General features: G+C 73.1%; 13 protein-coding genes. 8 read left to right on the forward strand and 5 right to left on the reverse strand.

What is annotated here, in order from left to right:
* Positions 1-18 precede the first annotated feature (18 nt).
* On the reverse strand, positions 19-915 hold the full coding sequence (locus J1M46_RS14205; RefSeq protein WP_342384394.1) for a 1-phosphofructokinase family hexose kinase: 897 nt from the start codon (positions 913-915) through the stop codon (positions 19-21).
* Positions 916-1,177: 262 nt separating this feature from the next.
* Between J1M46_RS14205 and J1M46_RS14210 the strand changes: the two genes are divergently transcribed.
* The 7 genes from J1M46_RS14210 to J1M46_RS14240 all read left to right on the forward strand — a co-directional run bounded on the left by J1M46_RS14210 (position 1,178) and on the right by J1M46_RS14240 (position 11,315).
* Complete coding sequence (locus J1M46_RS14210; protein WP_206448377.1) at positions 1,178-1,945, forward strand: hypothetical protein; 768 nt, start codon at positions 1,178-1,180, stop codon at positions 1,943-1,945.
* 30 nt (positions 1,946-1,975) lie between these two features.
* On the forward strand, positions 1,976-3,037 hold the full coding sequence (locus J1M46_RS14215; protein WP_206448378.1) for a hypothetical protein: 1,062 nt from the start codon (positions 1,976-1,978) through the stop codon (positions 3,035-3,037).
* Positions 3,038-3,117: 80 nt separating this feature from the next.
* Complete coding sequence (locus tag J1M46_RS14220) at positions 3,118-4,437, forward strand: LPXTG cell wall anchor domain-containing protein (protein WP_206448379.1); 1,320 nt, start codon at positions 3,118-3,120, stop codon at positions 4,435-4,437.
* Between the two features lie 118 nt (positions 4,438-4,555).
* The gene (locus J1M46_RS14225) at positions 4,556-6,154 is read left to right on the forward strand and encodes a DNA polymerase Y family protein (protein WP_206448380.1); all 1,599 of its coding nucleotides are present in this window, start codon (positions 4,556-4,558) and stop codon (positions 6,152-6,154) included.
* Between the two features lie 148 nt (positions 6,155-6,302).
* On the forward strand, positions 6,303-9,695 hold the full coding sequence (locus J1M46_RS14230; protein WP_206448381.1) for an error-prone DNA polymerase: 3,393 nt from the start codon (positions 6,303-6,305) through the stop codon (positions 9,693-9,695).
* Positions 9,696-9,713: 18 nt separating this feature from the next.
* On the forward strand, positions 9,714-10,502 hold the full coding sequence (gene nagB, locus J1M46_RS14235) for a glucosamine-6-phosphate deaminase (protein ID WP_206448382.1): 789 nt from the start codon (positions 9,714-9,716) through the stop codon (positions 10,500-10,502).
* A 72-nt stretch (positions 10,503-10,574) separates the two neighbouring features.
* Positions 10,575-11,315: a GNAT family N-acetyltransferase gene (locus J1M46_RS14240; protein ID WP_206448383.1), complete on the forward strand. Its 741-nt coding sequence runs from the start codon at positions 10,575-10,577 to the stop codon at positions 11,313-11,315.
* 36 nt (positions 11,316-11,351) lie between these two features.
* Here the strand turns inward: J1M46_RS14240 and J1M46_RS14245 are convergent, their stop codons facing one another.
* The 4 genes from J1M46_RS14245 to J1M46_RS14260 form a co-directional block, all read right to left on the reverse strand.
* On the reverse strand, positions 11,352-12,482 hold the full coding sequence (locus tag J1M46_RS14245; RefSeq protein ID WP_342384395.1) for an N-acetylglucosamine-6-phosphate deacetylase: 1,131 nt from the start codon (positions 12,480-12,482) through the stop codon (positions 11,352-11,354).
* A gap of 51 nt (positions 12,483-12,533) precedes the next feature.
* Positions 12,534-15,032, reverse strand: a complete 2,499-nt coding sequence (locus J1M46_RS14250) for an ExeM/NucH family extracellular endonuclease (protein ID WP_206448384.1) — start codon at positions 15,030-15,032, stop codon at positions 12,534-12,536.
* 123 nt (positions 15,033-15,155) lie between these two features.
* Positions 15,156-16,004, reverse strand: coding sequence for a formyltetrahydrofolate deformylase (purU, locus tag J1M46_RS14255; protein WP_342384396.1), 849 nt, complete (start codon positions 16,002-16,004; stop codon positions 15,156-15,158).
* 20 nt (positions 16,005-16,024) lie between these two features.
* Positions 16,025-16,306 carry a DivIVA domain-containing protein gene (locus J1M46_RS14260; RefSeq protein WP_206448385.1) on the reverse strand — a complete coding sequence of 94 codons (282 nt, stop codon included), beginning with the start codon at positions 16,304-16,306 and terminating at the stop codon, positions 16,025-16,027.
* 53 nt (positions 16,307-16,359) lie between these two features.
* On the opposite strand from J1M46_RS14260, the gene J1M46_RS14265 reads away from it, so the two are divergent.
* Entirely contained in the window at positions 16,360-17,574 is a 1,215-nt protein-coding gene (locus J1M46_RS14265; RefSeq protein WP_206448386.1) for an MFS transporter, read from the forward strand.
* Positions 17,575-17,601 lie beyond the last annotated feature (27 nt).

Below are 17,601 nucleotides of genomic sequence, written 5' to 3' on the forward strand. Positions count from 1 at the left end.
GTCGCCGGTGCTGTCGGATCAGCCGATGGGTGTGATGCGGATGCGCGCAGCCAGCCGCTCGGCGTCGACGATCGAGCCCGCCTGCGGGGCGAGCACGGCCGCTCCCGACCACGCGGTGGCCCTGGCGAGCTGCTCCTCGAGCGTCGCACCCTCGGCGATGGCCAGCGCGAGCGCGGCGACGGCGGCGTCGCCCGCACCGGTCGGATTGCCGTCGAGCACGTGGTCGAGCTGCGCGTGCCAGGCGCGGCCGTCCGGCAGCACCGCGAGCATGCCCTCGACGTCGAGCGAGGCGAAGACCGCACCGGTGCCGTTGGCCGCCAGCCGGCGTGCGGCGTCGAGCGGGTCGGTGCCGCCCATGGCGTCGAAGAGCTCGTGCCGGTTGGGCTTGACCGCGGTGGCGCCCGCGGCCATCGCCTGCCGCAGTTGCTCGCCGCCGACGTCGATGATGACCGGCTTGCCGGCGGCGATGGCGGCCTCGACGACGCTGGCGCAGAAGCTGCCGGGGGTCTGGGGCGGCAGCGATCCGGAGGAGACGACGACGCGGGCGGCGGGCGCCTCCGCACGCACGATCTGCAGCAGTCGGTCCCAGTCGCCGGCGCTGATCGCCTCGCCGCGCTCGTTGAGGTTGGTCGTGCCCGCCGGCGTCACGATCGCGGTGGTGCGGCGCGTGGGGGAGTCGACCTCGACGAGGCGGTGCGCGATGCCGGAGCGGTCGAGGTCGTGCACGAACAGCACGCGCACCGGGCCGCCGATCGGTGCGATCACGATCGTCGGCTCGTCGTGCTGGTGCAGCACACGAGCGACGTTCACGCCCTTGCCGCCCGCGCACGCGAGACCGGTCTCGACGCGGTGGCTCGTGCCGATCCGCAGCTCGTCCATCGTGTACGTGATGTCGATCGCGGGATTCGTCGTCACGCAGAGGATCGGTGCGGACGTCGAGGCGACGCTGGCTGCCTGCATCCTGACCCCCTCCCGCATGCGTGCTCCTGCTCGATCCTCCCGCATCCGCTCATGCCGTGCGAGCCGCGGCGGCTCGGCTGCGCGCGTCGGGCGCCATCGTTACCGATTCGTGATCGGCGCGGCCGGGTTCGATGCGCGGCAGCACGATGCTGGCGGACGCCTCTCGACACGCCGTCGGCGATTGACATCACTCGAACACACGTTCGATCATGAAGTGGTGAGCACACGGGTTCCTGCACGACTCGAGCGCCGCGCGGGCGAGGACCGCACGGCGACCGTCGAGGCGCTGCGCGCACGTCTGCGCGGCATGCAGCAGGCGGCGCCGCAGCACGCGGTGCCCTCGCTCGACGAGTCGGCACCCGCCGGGCTCGAGGAGGTCGTGCGCCGGCTGCGCTCCGGCGCCGCCCACAGCATCGAGTCGCGCAGCCTCGCGCTCGTCTGCATGGGCGCCGCCATGCCGGCCGGCGCGTGGGGCGCGATCGTCGGCATGCCGGATCTCGGCGTCGAGGCCGCCCGCGACCTGGGCGTGCCCATCGAGCGCGTGGCGCTCGTGCCGCATCCGGGCCGCTCGTGGCTCGATGTGGTCGCGAGCCTGGCCGAGGCGATGCCCGTGGTGCTGGCGGCCTCGCCCGGCAGCGTGAGCCCCACCGATGCAGCCCGGCTCGCAGCGCGGCTGCGGCAGGCGTCCGCGACGCTGCTCGTGGCCGGCCCCTGGCCGAGCGCGGCCACGGTCGTGCGCAGCGTGCGCGCCGAGTGGCAGGGGCTCGCTGACGGCGACGGCAGGCTGGCGGCGGGGGCCATCGTCGTCGAGGCCTCGAGCGGTGGTGCCGCGCAGCTAGCGCGCATCCCGATCGATGGCGTCCGGAGCGAGCGGATCCCCGATGCTCAGCGCAGGCTCAGCGTAGGCTCAGTGGCAACTGCTGCTGGGGCTCAGGGTTCAGTGAAGAACGGCCATGGCTGGGACGGCGGACGTATCGTCGCATGAACGCGACTGCGATGACGCGGGAGGTGACGCATGGGCGACGCAAGCCTGTTCGACCGTCACCGTGCCGTGCGCGTGGGGCTCATCTCCATCGCCGCCTCCCTCGGCGCAATCGCATGCTCGATGCTCATCGGTGGCTCGTCCGCACATGGCGCCGAGGATGAGGGGCTGCTCGGCGGCCTGGTGAACCGCACCGTCTCGTCAGTCGTGGAGCCGCTGGCTCCCGTCGTCTCCACGGTGACGGCGCCGCTCGCCCCTGTCGTCTCGACCGTGTCGGAGCCGCTGCGCACCACCGTCGGAGCAGTCGTTACCCCGGTCGCACCGGTCGTCGAGGCGATCGCCAGGCCGGTCGAGGCCATCACTGCGCCCGTCTCCCGGGTCGTGGCGCCGGTCGTCGCCGCGATCGCGCCGGTGACGGATGCCGTTGCCCCCGTCACGGGGGCGCTGGCACCGGTGACCGGGGTGCTGTCGCCGGTGACCGATGCGCTCTCGCCGGTGACCGGCGTGCTGTCGCCCGTCGTGGCTCCCGTCACGGATGCGCTGTCGCCCGTCGTCGGCGTGCTCGATCCGGTCGTGGATGCGCTCGACCCCGTGGTCGACCCGATCTCGCCCGTGATCGACGGGGTCGATCCGGGAACCGAACCGCTGCTGCCAGCACCCGGCGCGATCCTGCCTGGCGACGCACCTCCGCTCGTCACGACGCCCGAGCCTGCGGCGACGCCCCCGACTCCGACGCCGCATCCGACCCAGCCCGGTGATGATGCCGGGCCGGCGTCGATGAGCCGAGCCGACGCATCCGCGGCCCCGAGCGCGCCGCAGCGCGCCCTGCAGCTGCCGGCTCCGCCGCCGGGCACCGCCGTGGCGGCGTCGCCGCCCTGGTCGCCCGCTCCCGAGGAGCGGCGCGCGCCAGCGACGCCTGCGCTGCCCGGCCCCGCACCCGCGGGAGGCAGCGGTGCGCCCGCCGGCGGCACGGCGGCCGAGGCCGACACCCATGACCACTCGCTGCCCGAGCCCACGGGCGGCGAGGTGCAGACGGCCGATGACGACCGCCTGCCCGCTTCGACGATCGAGGAGCACGACGCGAGCCCTGACTGAGTGATCCGCACCGCGCATCGAGCGCGGCATGCAGTCGTCCCGGAGCGGGATGGCAGATCACTCATTGAAAGGGAAGAGCGATGAACAAGCTCATGAAGCGCGCGCTGTGGACTGCAGCGCTCGCAGGCGGCCTGTGGGCCGCAGGCACTGGCGTGGCCAGTGCGGCAGAGGTTGACGCCACCGTGGATGTCGGCCTGGGAGACGTGCAGATCGGGGCAGTCGACGCAGTCGTCGACCTGCTCGGCGACGAGCAGGCGACCACGGCGGATGCGGACGCGACCGTCCAGCTGCTCGGTGACGAGCAGCTGGCGTCGGTCGACGTCGACGCCGTGGTCGATCTGGGCGACGGTCTCCTGACCGACACCGGGGTCGCCGACGGTGCGACCGGCGATGTGGCCGACGCGGTGGTCGACGCCGATGTGGCAGTCGATCTCGGCGGCGATCTGCTGTCCGAGTCGGGTGACGCGGATGCGACGGAGCCGACCGCGGTGGTCGATGCGGCGGTCGATGTTGGGCTGCTCGGTGACGAGCAGACGGCGTCGGTCGACGCGGATGTCGTGATCGATCTCACCACCGACAGCGATGGGCCGCTGCCGGCGCTCGATGGCATCGTCGACGCAGTCGTCGATGTCGACCTGGGCGGCGACGTGCTGGACGGCACGGTCGGCGAGGTGATCGACGGCACGGTCGGCGAGGTGCTCGATGGGACGATCGGCGAGGTGCTCGATGGGACGGTCGGAGATGTGCTCGACACGACGATCGACACCGTGGTCGACGTCACGGTCGACGTGATCGACTCGACGGTCGATGTGTGCCTCGCGGTCAGTCTCAACGGCACGACCGGCGACTGCGCAGCGGCGGAGGTGCCGGGCACGGATGACGGCACCGATGGCACCGACGGGACCGACGGGACCGACGGGACCGACGGGACCGACGGGACCGACGGGACCGACGGGACCGACGGGACCGACGGGACCGACGGCACCGACGGGACCGACGGCACCGGCGGGACCGCTGGCACGGACGGCACCGACGGCACCGACGGCACCGACGGCACCGACGGCACCGACGGCACCGACGGCACTGACGGCACTGACGGGACCGACGGCACCGGCGGGACCGCTGGCACGGACGGCACCGACAGCACCGATGGTACCGATGGGACCGCTGGCACCGACGGTACGGACGGCACCGACGGCAAGGGCGCTGACGCTGGCGACACCGATGGCACGGCCGTGCCGGACACCAAGCACGATGCACCCGCGGCTGACGCTGCGGCGTCCGGTGGCGCGGACACGCTGCCGCAGACGGGCATGGGCATCGCCGACGTGCTGCTGCCTGCGCTGGCGCTGCTGGCGCTGGGAGGGCTGCTGCTGATGCGGCGCCGCGTGCGCGGCTGAGGCGAGTACGGGGAGCGCGGGGCGCGCGAGCCGTGCCCCGCGCTCCGCCGCGCCGTCCGGCGGGCGCGACACACCGCATCCACTTGCCTTGTTCGAACGTATGTTCGATCATGGATGCATGACCGATGCGACGATCGTGAGCGAGGCCGGGGTCGCCGGTGGCGCGCCGCAGTGCGCCCGCGAGAGCCGCGTCGGCGTGCTGCGCGTACCTGACTGGCCGGTCGTCGTCGCGCGCCAGACAGGCGCCCTGCCGGCGGGCGGCGAGGTCGGTTCGCCGGGCGCGATCGTGCACGCGCTGCGCATCGCCGCCTGCGATGAGGGCGCGCGGGCCGACGGCGTGCGGGTCGGCATGCGGGTGCGCGACGCGCAGGCCGCATCGCCCATGCTCGCGCTCGCCCAGGCCGACCCGGTGGGGGAGGCGCTCGCATTCGAGCAGGTCGTGCGCACGGTGCTCACCGTCGTGCCGGCCGCGCAGCCGATCGGCGACGGGGCACTGGCGTTCCGGATGCGCGGGGCCAGCAGGTTCTACGGCTCCGAGCCGCGCGCGATCGAGGCGGTGCGCGACGCGCTCGCGCAGCTCGGCCTGGTCGCCGCGTTCGGTGTCGCCGACGACCGCTTCACCGCCGAGCTGGCTGCCGGCGCCGCTGCGGGTGCCGGCGCGGGCGGTGGCACCGGCGGCGAGATGATCGTGCCCGGCGGGCGCAGCGCCGAGTTCCTCGCCCCGCTGCCCGTCGGGGTGCTCGGCGACGACGAGCTGCCGAGCATGCTGCACCGCCTCGGCGTGCACACGCTCGGCGGCTTCGCGCAGCTGCCCGATGCCAGCATCCGCGATCGCTTCGGCGCCGCTGGGGTCATCGCGCTCGCTCGCGCCCGCGGGCTCGACGACCGCCGCATCGACGACGCCGGGCTGGGGGAGGAGCGCGCGCTGCGGCTGGTCTTCGAGCCCGGCATCGAGGGGGTGGCTGAGCTGGCGCTCGCCGTGCGCGAGCCGGTCGAGCGCTTCGTGCGACAGCTGGCCGAGCAGCGGCTGGTGTGCAGCGAGATCCGCATCGTGCTGCGCGGCGAGGAGGGCCGCGTGAGCGAGCGGCTGTGGCGCCAGCCCGGCTTCCTGCGCGCGGGCGACATCGTCGACCGGATGCGCTGGCAGCTGACCGAGAGTGCGCTCGGCTCGGCGCTCGTCGAGGTGCAGGCGCTGCCCGAGCGGCTCGATGCCCAGGCCTCCCACATGCCGGGCCTGTGGGGCGGTGGCGGCATCGACGATCGCACGAAGCATGCGCTCGAGCGGCTGCAGAGCATGCTCGGCCGGGAGGCGGTGCTGACCGCCGCCCCCGGCGGCGGCAGGCTGCTGGCCGAGCGCGGGGTGCTCACCCCCTGGGGCGATGCGGCGCCGATCCCGTCGGCGGGGCCGTGGCCGGGCGCACTGCCCGCCCCGCGGCCGAGCGTCGTCTTCCGCCCGCCGCTGCCGGTGCTGCTCACCGATGCCGCCGGCCTGACGGTCGAGCCCGGCGCGCTCGACGTGCGCGAGGCATCCCCCGCCGTCTTCTCGCCGCCCGCCGCCGCGCGCCGCCGGGTGGTGGCATGGGCGGGGCCGTGGCCGATTCGCCGCCGCGAGCTCGGCGACACGGTGCACCGCGTGCAGCTGCTCGACGGCGAGGGCGAGGCGTGGGTGCTGCTGCACGCCGACGGCGCCTGGCTCGCGGAGGGTCGCTATGCGTGACGGCCGCCGCGCTCGCTCGTCCGTCAGACGGCTCCCTGGTTCCGCAACGCGGTTTCGGCGGGTCTGCGACCAGGCGTCCGTCTGACCGACAGGCGGCGCGGCACGACGAGCGGGAAGGACTGGACAGGCAAGAGAGGGAGGAGGAGCGATGGCAGGCTGGAACAACCCGGCGATGCCGTGGCGCGAGCTCGAGGGCATCCTCAGCGACCGCGACGTCGGCACCAAGCACACGACCGAGTCCGACGACGCCCGCCGAGCGCGCATCCGCGTGCCCGCCGCCGGCGCCGCGACCCCCTACGCCGAGCTGCACGCCCACTCGCACTACTCCTTCCTCGACGGCGCCTCGAGCCCGGCCGAGCTGGTCAACGAGGCGCGCAGGCTGGGCCTCGAGGCGCTCGCGCTGGTCGACCACGACGGCCTCTACGGTGCGGTGCGCTTCGCCGAGGCCGCCGCCGAGGCGCAGCTGCCGACTGTGTTCGGCACCGAGTTCACGCTCGGCCTCGAGACGCCGCAGAACGGCATCCCCGACCCCGACGGCAGCCACCTGGTGGCGCTCGCGACCGGGCCGGCCGGCTATTCGGCGCTCGCCTCGGCGCTCACCGACGGCTACCTCACCAGCGACATCCACGGGCCGGGCGAGAAGGGGCGGCCGATCTTCGGGCTGGAGACGCTCGCCGAGGCCGCGCGCGGCGAGTGGCTGATCCTCTCGGGCTGCCGCAAGGGAGGCGTGCGCCAGGCGCTCGACCGCTTCGGCGCCAACGCAGACGGCGCGGATGCGGCCGGTCACGAACTCGACCGGCTCACGTCGCTGTTCGGCCGCGACCGCGTTGCCGTCGAGCTGAGCGACATCGGCGACCCGCGCGACTTCGAGCGCAACCGGGTGCTGGCCGGGCTCGCCGAGCGGCGCGGGCTGCCGGTGATCGCCACCACCAACGCGCACATCGCCTCCCCGGTCAGCCAGCAGCTGGGCGATGCGGTGGCGGCGGTGCGCGCTCGCCGCTCGATCGACGAGATCGACGCCTGGCTGCCCGCCGGGGGCGTGCCGTCGCTGCGCTCCGGCGCCGTGATGGCCCGCCGCTTCCGCGCCTTCCCCGGCGCGATCGACACCGCCGCCGCGCTCGGCCGCGAGCTGGCCTTCGACCTGCGCGCCGCCTCCCCGAAGCTGCCGAAGACCGAGGTGCCGGCCGGCCACACGCCCATCAGCTGGCTGCGGGCGCTCGTCGCCGAGCGGCTGCCGCGGGTCTACGCGGCCGGCGGCGACGGCCGCCCGAGCAGCAGCATCGTGCGCGACCGGCTCGAGCACGAGCTGCGCCTGATCGACGAGAAGGGCTTCGCCGGCTACTTCCTGATCGTGTTCGAGATCGCCGAGTTCGCGCACGGCCGCGGCATCCTCTGCCAGGGCCGCGGCAGCGCGGTCGCGAGCGCGGTCTGCTTCATCCTCGGCATCACCGCCGTCGACCCGATCCGCTACAAGCTGCCCTTCGAGCGCTTCATCTCGATGATGCGCGAGGAGGAGCCCGACATCGACATCGACTTCGACGCCGACCGCCGCGAGGAGGTCATCCAGCACGTCTACGAGCGCTACGGCCGCCGCAACGCCGCGCAGGTCGCGAACGTCATCACCTACCGCCCGAAGTCGGCGGTGCGCGACGCGGCGAAGGCGCTCGGCTACGCCGTCGGCCAGCAGAACGCCTGGTCGAAGTCGGTGGAGTCGTACTCGAAGGTCGACGAGGGCTCGATCCCCGAGCCGGTGGCGCTGCTGGCGGGCGAGTTCCTGCACGCGCCCCGCCACCTCGGCATCCACTCCGGCGGCATGGTGCTCACCGAGCAGCCGGTCGGCACCGTCTGCCCGATCGAGCCGGCGCGCATGGCCGGCCGCACCGTGCTGCAGTGGGACAAGGACGACTGCGAGTGGATGGGCCTGGTCAAGTTCGACCTGCTGGGCCTGGGCATGCTCGGCGCCATGTCGCACACCATGGCGCTCGCGGCAGAGCACACGGGCGAGCAGTGGTCGCTCGCGACCATCCCGCTCGAGGAGGCCGGGGTCTACGACATGCTCTGTGAGGGGGATGCGGTGGGCGTCTTCCAGGTCGAGTCGCGCGCGCAGCTCGCCACCCTGCCCAGGCTCAGGCCCCGCTCGTTCTACGACCTGGTGATCGAGATCGCGCTCATCCGCCCCGGCCCCATCCAGGGCGACGCCGTGCATCCCTACCTCCGCCGCCGCAGCGGCCAGGAGCCGATCAGCTACGCGCACCCGCTGCTCGAGCCGGTGCTCGAGCGCACCCTGGGCGTGCCGCTGTTCCAGGAGCAGCTGATGCAGATGTCGGTCGCGGTCGGCGGCTTTGACGCGGGCGAGGCCGACCAGCTGCGGCGCGCGATCGGCTCGAAGCGCTCGAAGGAGAAGATCGCCGCGCTCAGGGCGAAGCTCTTCGCAGGCATGGCCGCGAACGGCATCGACGAGGCGACCGGCGAGGCGATCTACCGCAAGATCGAGGCCTTCGCGGGCTTCGGCTTCGCCGAGTCGCACTCGCTCGCCTTCGCGAAGCTCGTCTACGCCTCTTCCTGGCTGAAGCTGCACTACCCGGCGGCGTTCCTCGCGGGCCTGCTGCGCAGCCAGCCGATGGGGTTCTGGTCGTCGCAGACCCTGGTGGCGGATGCGTCCAGGCACGGCGTCGAGACCCTGCGGCCCGACGTGGTGCACTCGGGCGTCGCTGCCGGGCTCGAGCAGCGCGGCGAGCGCACGCCGGGTGACGACGCGTGCCTGGCGCACGAGCAGCCGCCGGTGCCTGCGCGGGCGAGCGAGTCGCTGGCGCAGCGGGGTCTGCACCGCCGCGACGCGGGCCTCGCGGTGCGGATGGGGCTCGCGGAGGTGCACGGCATCGGCACGCCGGCCGCCGAGCGCATCGTCGCCGCCCGCGCGGCGCACCCGCTGCGCGACATCCACGACCTCTCGCGCCGCGCCGACCTCGGCCGGGGCGAGCTCGAGGCGCTCGCGACCGCCGGCGCGCTCGACGGGCTGGGCGTCGGCCGCCGCGAGGGGCTGTGGCTGGCGGGGCCCGCGTCGACCGAGCGCGAGGATCAGCTGGAGGGCACGCAGGTGAGCCTGCAGGTGCCGCTGCTGCCGCTGCTGTCAGCCGAGGAGCAGGTGGCGCTCGACATCTGGGCGACCGGCGTCGCGCCCGACGACCATCCGGTGCGGCACGCGCGGGCGATGCTCGACGGCCGCGGGGTGCTGCCGATCGCGGCGCTCGGCGAGGCCGAGCCGGGCAGGCGCGTGCAGGCGGCGGGCGTGGTCACGCACCGGCAGCGGCCGCGCACCGCGCAGGGCGTCACGTTCATGAACCTCGAGGACGAGACGGGCATGCTCAACGTGATCGTCTCGAAGGGGCTGTGGCTCAACCAGAAGCAGGTCGCCAGGCACGCGCCGGCGCTCATCATCCGCGGCATGCTGCAGCGCACCGAGGAGGGCGTCATCGCCCTGCTGGCCGATCGGCTCGAGCGCTTCGAGGTGCCCAGCCGCGGCTCCAGAGACTTCCGGTAGCGCGGCTAGGCTTGTCCGATGCGCGCTCCAGGGACCCCGACGATCCGGCTGACGATCGCGCGCTCGCCGCACGAGCTCGCGACGCTCGCCGCCGATGCCGTCGTCGAGGCGCTGCCCGGCGATCGCGCGCCCGTGCTGGGCGTCGCGACCGGCTCGTCGCCCAGCGGCGTCTACGTCGAGCTCGCTCGCCGGCAGGCCGCTGGCGAGATCGACCTGCGCGACGCGAGCGCCTTCGCGCTCGACGAGTACGTCGGCCTGCCCGACGGCGACCCGCACAGCTATCGCGCCGTGGTCGACGAACAGGTGGTCGTGCCGCTCGGGCTCGACCCGGCCCGCGTGCACGTGCCGCACGGCTCCGCCGCCGACCTGGCTGCTGAGGCCGCCTCCTACGAGCGGCGCATCAGCGAGGCCGGCGGCGTCGACGTGCAGATATTGGGCATCGGCCGCAACGGCCACATCGCCTTCAACGAGCCCGGCTCGGCGCTCGACTCCCGCACCCGCGAGGCCGAGCTCGCTCCCGAGACGATCGCCGACAATGCGCGCTTCTTCGACAACCCCGACCAGGTGCCGCGCCGCTGCGTCACCCAGGGGGTCGGCACGATCCTCGACGCGCGCCGCATCGTGCTGGTCGCGCAGGGCGAGGCGAAGGCGGATGCGTTGGCGCACGCGCTCGAGGACGCCGTCTCACCCGCATGGCCCGCGACCGCGCTGCAGCAGCATGCCGATGTCATCGTGATCGTGGACGAGGCGGCGGCGAGCAGCCTGACGCCCGAGGCGCGCGCGGCCGCAGGCGTCGGCATCCGCTAGTCTGCGAGGCTGCGCCCTCGGCGCGGCGCGGACGGCTCGCGGCCCACCGCAGGATCTCGGATCGGAAGCTCCATGCACTCCCGCACTGTCACCGAGCACTGGCTCCGCCAGGTGCCCGCCGATGCGATGCCGAGCGCGAGCGGCGCGCTGCGCGTCGTGGTCGACGACGAGCTGTCCCACGAACGGCGACTGTCGCTGCTCGAGCCCGTCGACGGCGCAGGCGTCGTGGCGCTGACCTCCGCGGTGGCCGAGGCGCTGGGCCTCGTCGGCGGCGGCGAGGTCGACCGCCCGTCGCTCGAGGCGGCGCTCGCCGACGCGGGGATGCGACTGCATGGCGCAGATCATCTCTTCTTCCTCCCGGCCGAGGCGCACGGGCCGCTGCTGCAGGAACCCGTGCCCGCGCACATCCGCCGGCTCACCGAGGCCGACGCCGCGGCGTTCGCCGCCTTCGAGGCCGAGGCCAGCGAGGGCGACCTCGACGACGCCTACGTCGAGCTCGACCACTGGCTCGTGTTCGGCGCCTTCGTCGTCGACGAGCTGGCGTGCGCAGCGAGCATGTACCCGTGGGCGGGCAGCACGCTCGCCGATCTGGGCGTGCTCACGCTGCCGCGCTTTCGTGGCAAGGGGATCGCGCGCCAGGTGGTGCGGGCGATGAGCGCGGGTGCGCTGAGCCGCGGCCATGAGCCGCAGTATCGCTGCCAGCTCGACAATCTCGCCTCGGTGGCGCTCGCGCGGTCGGCCGGCCTCACGCGGCTCGGCAGCTGGGATGTCGTCGCTGAGGAGGATGCCGGGGCGGCTGAGGACGTCGAGTAGCGTCTCGGCGCGTCGGCGCGTCGGCGCGTCAGTGCGTCAGTGCCGCACGCCGTCGTGCCAGACGCCGACCGGCTCGAGCCGCGCATCCAGCGCGACCAGGTCTGCCCGTGCACCCACGCGGAGCGTGCCGAGGTCGTCGCGACCCAGGGCATCCGCCGGTGCACGCGTCGCCGCATCGAGGGCGGTCTCGAGCGGGACGCCGGCGGCGACCAGCACCCGGATCGCGCGATCGAGCGTGAGCGTCGAGCCGGCGATCGCGCCGCTGCCCGCGAGCCTGGGCAGCCCCTGCTCGACGCGCACGTCGAGGGAGCCGATGCGGGAGTCGCCGTCGGCCATGCCGGCAGCGGCCATCGCGTCGGTGACGAGCGCGATGCGGCCGGGCGCCGCCTGCAGCAGCAGCGCGAGCATCTCGGGCGCGACGTGCTCGCCATCGGCGATCGCCTCGAGGGTGACGCGCGCATCGAGCAGCGCGGCGGCGAGGGGCCCTGGGGAGCGGTGGTGCATGGGCGGCATGCCGTTGCAGGCGTGGGTGAGCAGCGTCGCGCCCGCGTCGAAGGCGGCGCGCACCGTGTCGGCGTCGGCGCCGGTGTGGCCGACGGCGACCAGCACTCCCGCGTCGGTGAAGCTGCCGATGGCGTCGAGCGCGTCGGGCAGCTCGGGCGCGACGGTGACCTGCAGCAGCCGGCCGTCGCCGGCCTCGAGCAGTCGCTCGACCGACTCCGGCGTCGGTGCCTGCAGCGCCGCCGGGTCGTGGGCGCCGCGGTGGCTGTCGGCCAGGAACGGGCCCTCGAGGTGCACGCCGAGCAGTGCTCCGTCGGCGGCGCACGCGGCGGCCGCGGCGGCGACGCGGGGCAGCAGCTGCTCGAGCGGCGCGGTGACGAGCGAGACCGCCTGCCGCGTCGCGCCGTGCGCCGAGCGGAAGGCGGCGATGGCAGCCCAGTCGGGCTCGTCGTCGTCGAAGGCCGAGCCGAGGGCGCCGTGGCAGTGCAGGTCGACGAAGCCGGGTGCCAGCGTGGCATCGGGCAGCGCCAGATCGGGGCTGCGCGGCGGCGCTCCCTGGCCGAGCGCGGTGATGACGCCGCCCTCGGACTGCAGCCACGCATCCGGCACCAGCACGCCTTCGAGGAGCGCACCGCCTGCGGTCAGCAGCAGGCTGGGCGGAGTCACGCCGTCAGCCTATGCGGCATCGAGCGAGCGCTCGATGCCGCACGGCCTTGGTCACCAGGCGCGCGGCCCGTGCCCGTTGCCGGGAGGGTTGTCGCCGAAGACCGGGTGTCCGCTGCCGAAGCCGCGGCCCGGGTGCGCGTCGCCGAAGACCGGGTGGTCGTCGCCGAAGCCCGGGTGGCCAGCACCCGGCTCGTCCGTGTCGAACGAGAGCCCGATCACGACGGCGTCGTGATCGCTCGCGCGGTACGAGTCCGGTGCGAACAGGGCGTCCTGCGCATCCCGCTTGAACTCCATCGTGTAGTCGATCAGGCTCGCCTCGTCGGCGTTCGCGTGCCAGGCGGCAGCGCCGACGACGAACGGCAGCGCACCGGCGTCGGCGATGCCGTAGTCGAGGTAGCCGAGCTGGCCGTCGAAGACGTAGGTGTAGGCGTCCTCGCCCTGGAACTGCTCCAGCAGATCCGTCCAGCCGGCGCCCTCGAGCGTGGTGATCGGGTCCTCGTGGTCGTACGAGTTGAGGTCGCCGATGATGAGCGAGCCGTCCGCCTCGATGCCCGTCGGGTTCGCCGCGAGCCAGTCGGACAGCGCCGCTGCCGCCGCGGTGCGCACCGTGTTGCAGTTGCCCTGCTCGGGCTCACCGGTGTCGCCCTCGCACGCGGAGCCCTTGGACTTCAGGTGGTTGACGGAGATGGTGAGCGTGGTGTCGCTCGCGAGGTCGCGGAACGTCTGCGCGAGCGCGGGGCGGTTCTTCGAGTCGTCGAAGCGGGGGTCGACGCTCGCGTCGAGCACCGCGTGCGGGCCCTCCGGCGCGACGAGCGCCGGCTGGTAGATCAGCGCGGTCGTGATCGCGTCGGTGCCGAGCATGCCGGTGTCGATGCCGGCCCACTGCTGCATGCCCGCGGCGGCGTTGAGCGCTGCGACGAGCGTGTCGAGCGCGACCCCGTCGTTGTTCTCGATCTCGAGCAGGCCGACAATCGCCGAGTCGAGCTCGTTGATCGCGGCGACGATCTTCGCCTCCTGGCGGTCGAACTCCTCCGCCGTGACCGCACCGCGGTCGCCGAGCGTCGTGAAGTAGTTCAGCACGTTGAACGCTGCGACCTCGAGGCTCGAGCCGTCGATCTCGGGCGCAGCCGTTCGCTGGTTCACGGCCTGGTAGGTGCCAGCCGCGGTCGGCTGGATCGCCCACGTGTCGAAGCGCCAGTCGAGCACGCCCGTGATGCCGGTGATCGTGTCGCCGCCGCGGAAGAGATTCGCGAGCGTGAACTCCTCGAGATTGCCGGGGTGGATTGCCGGGTCGGGGTTCTGGAACGAGCGCGCGTCGTCGATCGTGATGCGGTTCGCTGCGTTGGCCTCGCGCACGGCTGCGGCCTCGGCAGAGCCGGGCGCCGCGACCGCGGTGGGCTGCATCTGGCGCTCGGTGCCCACGACCACCTGGCCGTAGCGGCCGTAGTTGAAGTATTCGAGGATCGAGAGCGACTGCGGCAGCGTGACGAGCATGTTCTCGAGCGACTCGTGATCGTCGACGGGCAGGGTCAGCTCGACGGCCGCGGGGAGCGCGGCATCGCCGCAGTCGAGCACGGCGCCGTTCGCGATCTGCGTCATGCCGAAGTACTCGGACGGGGTGCCCGTGACCTGTACGAGGTCGCCGGCGACGAGCTCGGGCGCGTTCGGCGCGTAGATGAAGATGCCGTCGCTCGTCGCGGGGTTGTCGTCGCCCGCGTCCTGCAGCGAGACGCCGTCGAAGCCGCCGACCTGGAAGTCGCCGGTGACGACGCCCTCGACGGTGACCGGCGTCGTGATCGTGGTCGCGTCGCCCTCGCCCTGCACGGTGCCGATCGGCGTGATGCCCTCGGTGACGCACTCCTGCTCGACCGGCGGCTGCTCCTCGTCGGCGAACACCTCGTTGGCTGCGCCGGGTGTGTTCAACGCCTGGCCGACCGTGGCGGGGCCGGTGTAGCCGTCGATGCCCAATCCGTTGAAGTGGTTACGCACCCAGTCCGTGGCCGCATCCATGTCCCTGCCGTCAGGCACGCGGCTCGCGCCGCCCGGAGCGAACTCGGCGCCGTCGTAGGCAACGCCGAGCGTGGTGCCGTAGGTGAGGTCGCCGGTGCCGCCGTCGTGCACGGCCACCGCGTCGACGAGCTCGAACGCCACGCCGATGTCGATGGCGCCGTCGTCACCGACGTCGATGTCGGTGCCGAGGGATGCCGAGCCCCGCACGAGCAGCAGGGAGACCGAGCCGTTCTCGAGGTCGCCGGGAGCCAGCGAGAGTAGGCCGATGCCGTTCGCATCGAGCACGGGTGCGGTCCACACACCGTCGACGAAGCCGAGGAATGCGCCCTCGTCGCCCTCGATCTCGAGCAGCGAGTAGCCGCTCAGATCCGTGCCTGGTGTTGCGTGGATCTCGATGTACTCGACATCGGTGCTGCCGGTGGTGTTCACCGAGAACTCGTTGATGACCGGATGATCGGCGGCCATCGCGGGGGTGGCGACGAGGCCTGTCAGGGCGAGCGCGGCGACCGTTCCGGTGCCGAGCAGTGTGCGTGCGTGCATGGGTCCACTCCGTCGGGGGCAAGGGGTGGGATCAACCTAGCCCGCTGCAGTGGCATTGGCGAGAGCCTGATGTGAACGCGCGATGAAGCCGCGCGGAACGAGAGCCGGTGCGCAGCGGTTGCGTCAGCGGAAGATGATGGTGCGCTGCCCGTCGAGCAGCACGCGGTCCTCGGCGAACCACTGCACCGCGCGCGAGAGCGTGCGCGACTCGACGTCCTGCCCGATCGCGACGAGCTGCGCGGGGGTCTGCGTGTGCTCGACGCGCTCGACGTTCTGCTCGATGATCGGGCCCTCGTCGAGGTCGCTGGTGACGAAGTGGGCGGTGGCGCCGATGAGCTTGACGCCGCGGGCGTGCGCCTGCCGGTAGGGGTTGGCGCCCTTGAAGCCGGGCAGGAAGGAGTGATGGATGTTGATCAGCCGACCCTCGAGCGCGTTGCACAGCTCGGGCGAGAGGATCTGCATGTAGCGGGCGAGCACCACCAGCTCGATGCCCTCGGCCTCGACCACCTCGAGCACGCGGGCCTCGAACGCGGCCTTCGTGGACGCATCCGTCACCGGGGCGTGCTCGAAGGGCACGTCGTAGAAGGCGGCGAGCGAGCCGAGCTCCGCGTGGTTCGACATCACCAGCGGGATGTCGACCGAGAGCTGGCCGGCGCGCTGGCGGAAGAGCATGTCGTTCAGGCAGTGCGCCGCCTTCGACACCAGCACCAGGGTCTTGAGCGGGCGGCCGACATCGTCGAGCTGCCACTGCATGCCGTAGCGCTCGACGACGGGCGCCAGCCGAGCCTCGAAGTCGGCCCGCTCCGCCTCGGCCTGCACCTGCAGCCGCATGAAGAAGCGGTCGGTGTCGGCGGAGGAGAACTGCTGCGACTCGGTGATGTTGCCGCCGCACTCGACGATCGCGCCCGAGATGGCGTGCACGATGCCCGGCCGGTCGTCGCAGACGAACGACAGGATCCAGTGGTTGCTCACCCGATCGAGTCTAGGCCGGGTCAGGCCGCCCGCTCGTGCTCGGCGAGGGCGGTGGCGATGCGGTCGATCGCGTCGTCGACCTCCTCGGTCGCGTAGGCGTCGCGGCCGCGCCCGGTCGGCAGGGTCGCCTCGTGCACATCCTCGGCGAGCAGCTCGACGGCGCCCTCGGCGTCTCCCTCATATGCACGAAGGGTGCGGATGACGTGGTCGAGCCAGTCATCGACGGCGTCGGCGGCGTAGCCGGCCCGGAAGAGGCCGGCGGGGGAGAAGCGGAGATCGACGACCTCGGCGGAGGTGAGCATGCGGCGACAGTATCGAGCGAGCCTGACCGTGGACTCGGCGTAGGCTCAACGCCGTGAGTGAGCAGACGGCGACCGGGCAGCGGCAGGCACGGCCCTTCCCGATGGCGGCGCTGCTCGTGCTGGCGCTGACCATCTTCGTCAACATCTCGGTCGAGATGCTGCCGATGGGCCTGGTGCTGCCGATGAGTCGCGACCTGGGCGTCACCGAGAGCGCGATCGGCCTGCTCGTGTCGGTGTTCGCCTTCACCGTCGTCGCCTCCTCGACCACGCTCATCCGCCTCACCCGCCGCGTGCCGCGGCACCTGCTGGTGATCAGCGTGCTGCTGGTCTTCACCGCCTCCTGTCTCGCGACCGCGATCGTGCCGACCTACGAGTGGATCGTGGCGATGCGCATCATCGGCGGCCTCGCCCACGGCGTCTTCTGGACGGTCGTGGGCGCCTACGCCGCCTACCTGGTGCCGCCCGAGCAGCTGGGGCGCGCGGTCGCCATCACGAGCGCCGGCGGCTCGCTCGCCTTCGTGCTGGGCCTGCCGGTCTCGACGCTGCTCGGCCAGGCCGTCGGCTGGCGCTGGGCGTTCGCGGTGTTCGGCATCGCCTGCCTGTTCGCGGCGCTCGCGGTCTGGAAGGTGCTGCCGCCCGTCGACCACCTGAAGGATGTCGCGACGACCGAGACCGGGTCGCTGGCACTGCCGGTCGAGGGCTCGCGGGTGTCGATGAGCGGCATGGTCGTCGCGATCATCTCGACCACGCTGGCGATGACCGGGCAGTACGCCTTCTATACGTTCATCGCGCCGTTCCTGGTGCAGCACGCGCAGCTGCCGGAGGAGTGGCTGAGCCCGGCGCTGCTGGCCTACGGCGTGATGGGCGCGATCGCGGTGCTGGCGCTGACCATCTGGCTCGGCGGTCGCCCGCTCGCCGGTGTCGTCGCCTGCATGATCGTGATGCTGCTGACGATGGTGGTGCTCGCGCTCTCGACCGTGCTGCCGCTGACCTTCGCGGCCATCCTGGTGTGGGGCCTCGCGATGGGGGCGCTGCCGCCGCTGCTGCAGACGCGGCTGCTCGAGGCCGCGCCCGAGCGGCTGCTGCAGCCGGCCATGGCCTGGTACACGACCGGCTTCAACACCGGCATCGGTGCCGGTGCGCTGCTGGGCGCGATCGCCTTCGACAGCTGGGGACCGGGATCGTTGCCCTGGGTGCTCTTCACCGGCATCGCGGTGAGCCTCCTGCTGGTGGCGATCAGCAGCGTGCGCCGCTCGCGCACCGCCTGAGCGGCGGCCCGGCCGCATCCGGTCGGG

Origin of the sequence: Agrococcus sp. KRD186 (genome assembly GCF_017168255.1) — a bacterium.
In the GTDB taxonomy this organism is placed as follows: domain Bacteria; phylum Actinomycetota; class Actinomycetes; order Actinomycetales; family Microbacteriaceae; genus Agrococcus.

Excerpts from the sequence above, each read along its gene's own strand:
- J1M46_RS14260 (WP_206448385.1), bottom strand. The coding sequence starts at position 16,306 with ATGCTCACCTCCGCCGAGGTCGTCGATCTCCGCTTCTCCCCCGCCGGC.
- J1M46_RS14215 (WP_206448378.1), top strand. The coding sequence starts at position 1,976 with ATGGGCGACGCAAGCCTGTTCGACCGTCACCGTGCCGTGCGCGTGGGG.
- J1M46_RS14250 (WP_206448384.1), bottom strand. The coding sequence starts at position 15,032 with ATGCACGCACGCACACTGCTCGGCACCGGAACGGTCGCCGCGCTCGCC.
- nagB (WP_206448382.1), top strand. The coding sequence starts at position 9,714 with ATGCGCGCTCCAGGGACCCCGACGATCCGGCTGACGATCGCGCGCTCG.
- J1M46_RS14220 (WP_206448379.1), top strand. The coding sequence starts at position 3,118 with ATGAACAAGCTCATGAAGCGCGCGCTGTGGACTGCAGCGCTCGCAGGC.
- J1M46_RS14240 (WP_206448383.1), top strand. The coding sequence starts at position 10,575 with ATGCACTCCCGCACTGTCACCGAGCACTGGCTCCGCCAGGTGCCCGCC.
- J1M46_RS14225 (WP_206448380.1), top strand. The coding sequence starts at position 4,556 with ATGACCGATGCGACGATCGTGAGCGAGGCCGGGGTCGCCGGTGGCGCG.
- J1M46_RS14230 (WP_206448381.1), top strand. The coding sequence starts at position 6,303 with ATGGCAGGCTGGAACAACCCGGCGATGCCGTGGCGCGAGCTCGAGGGC.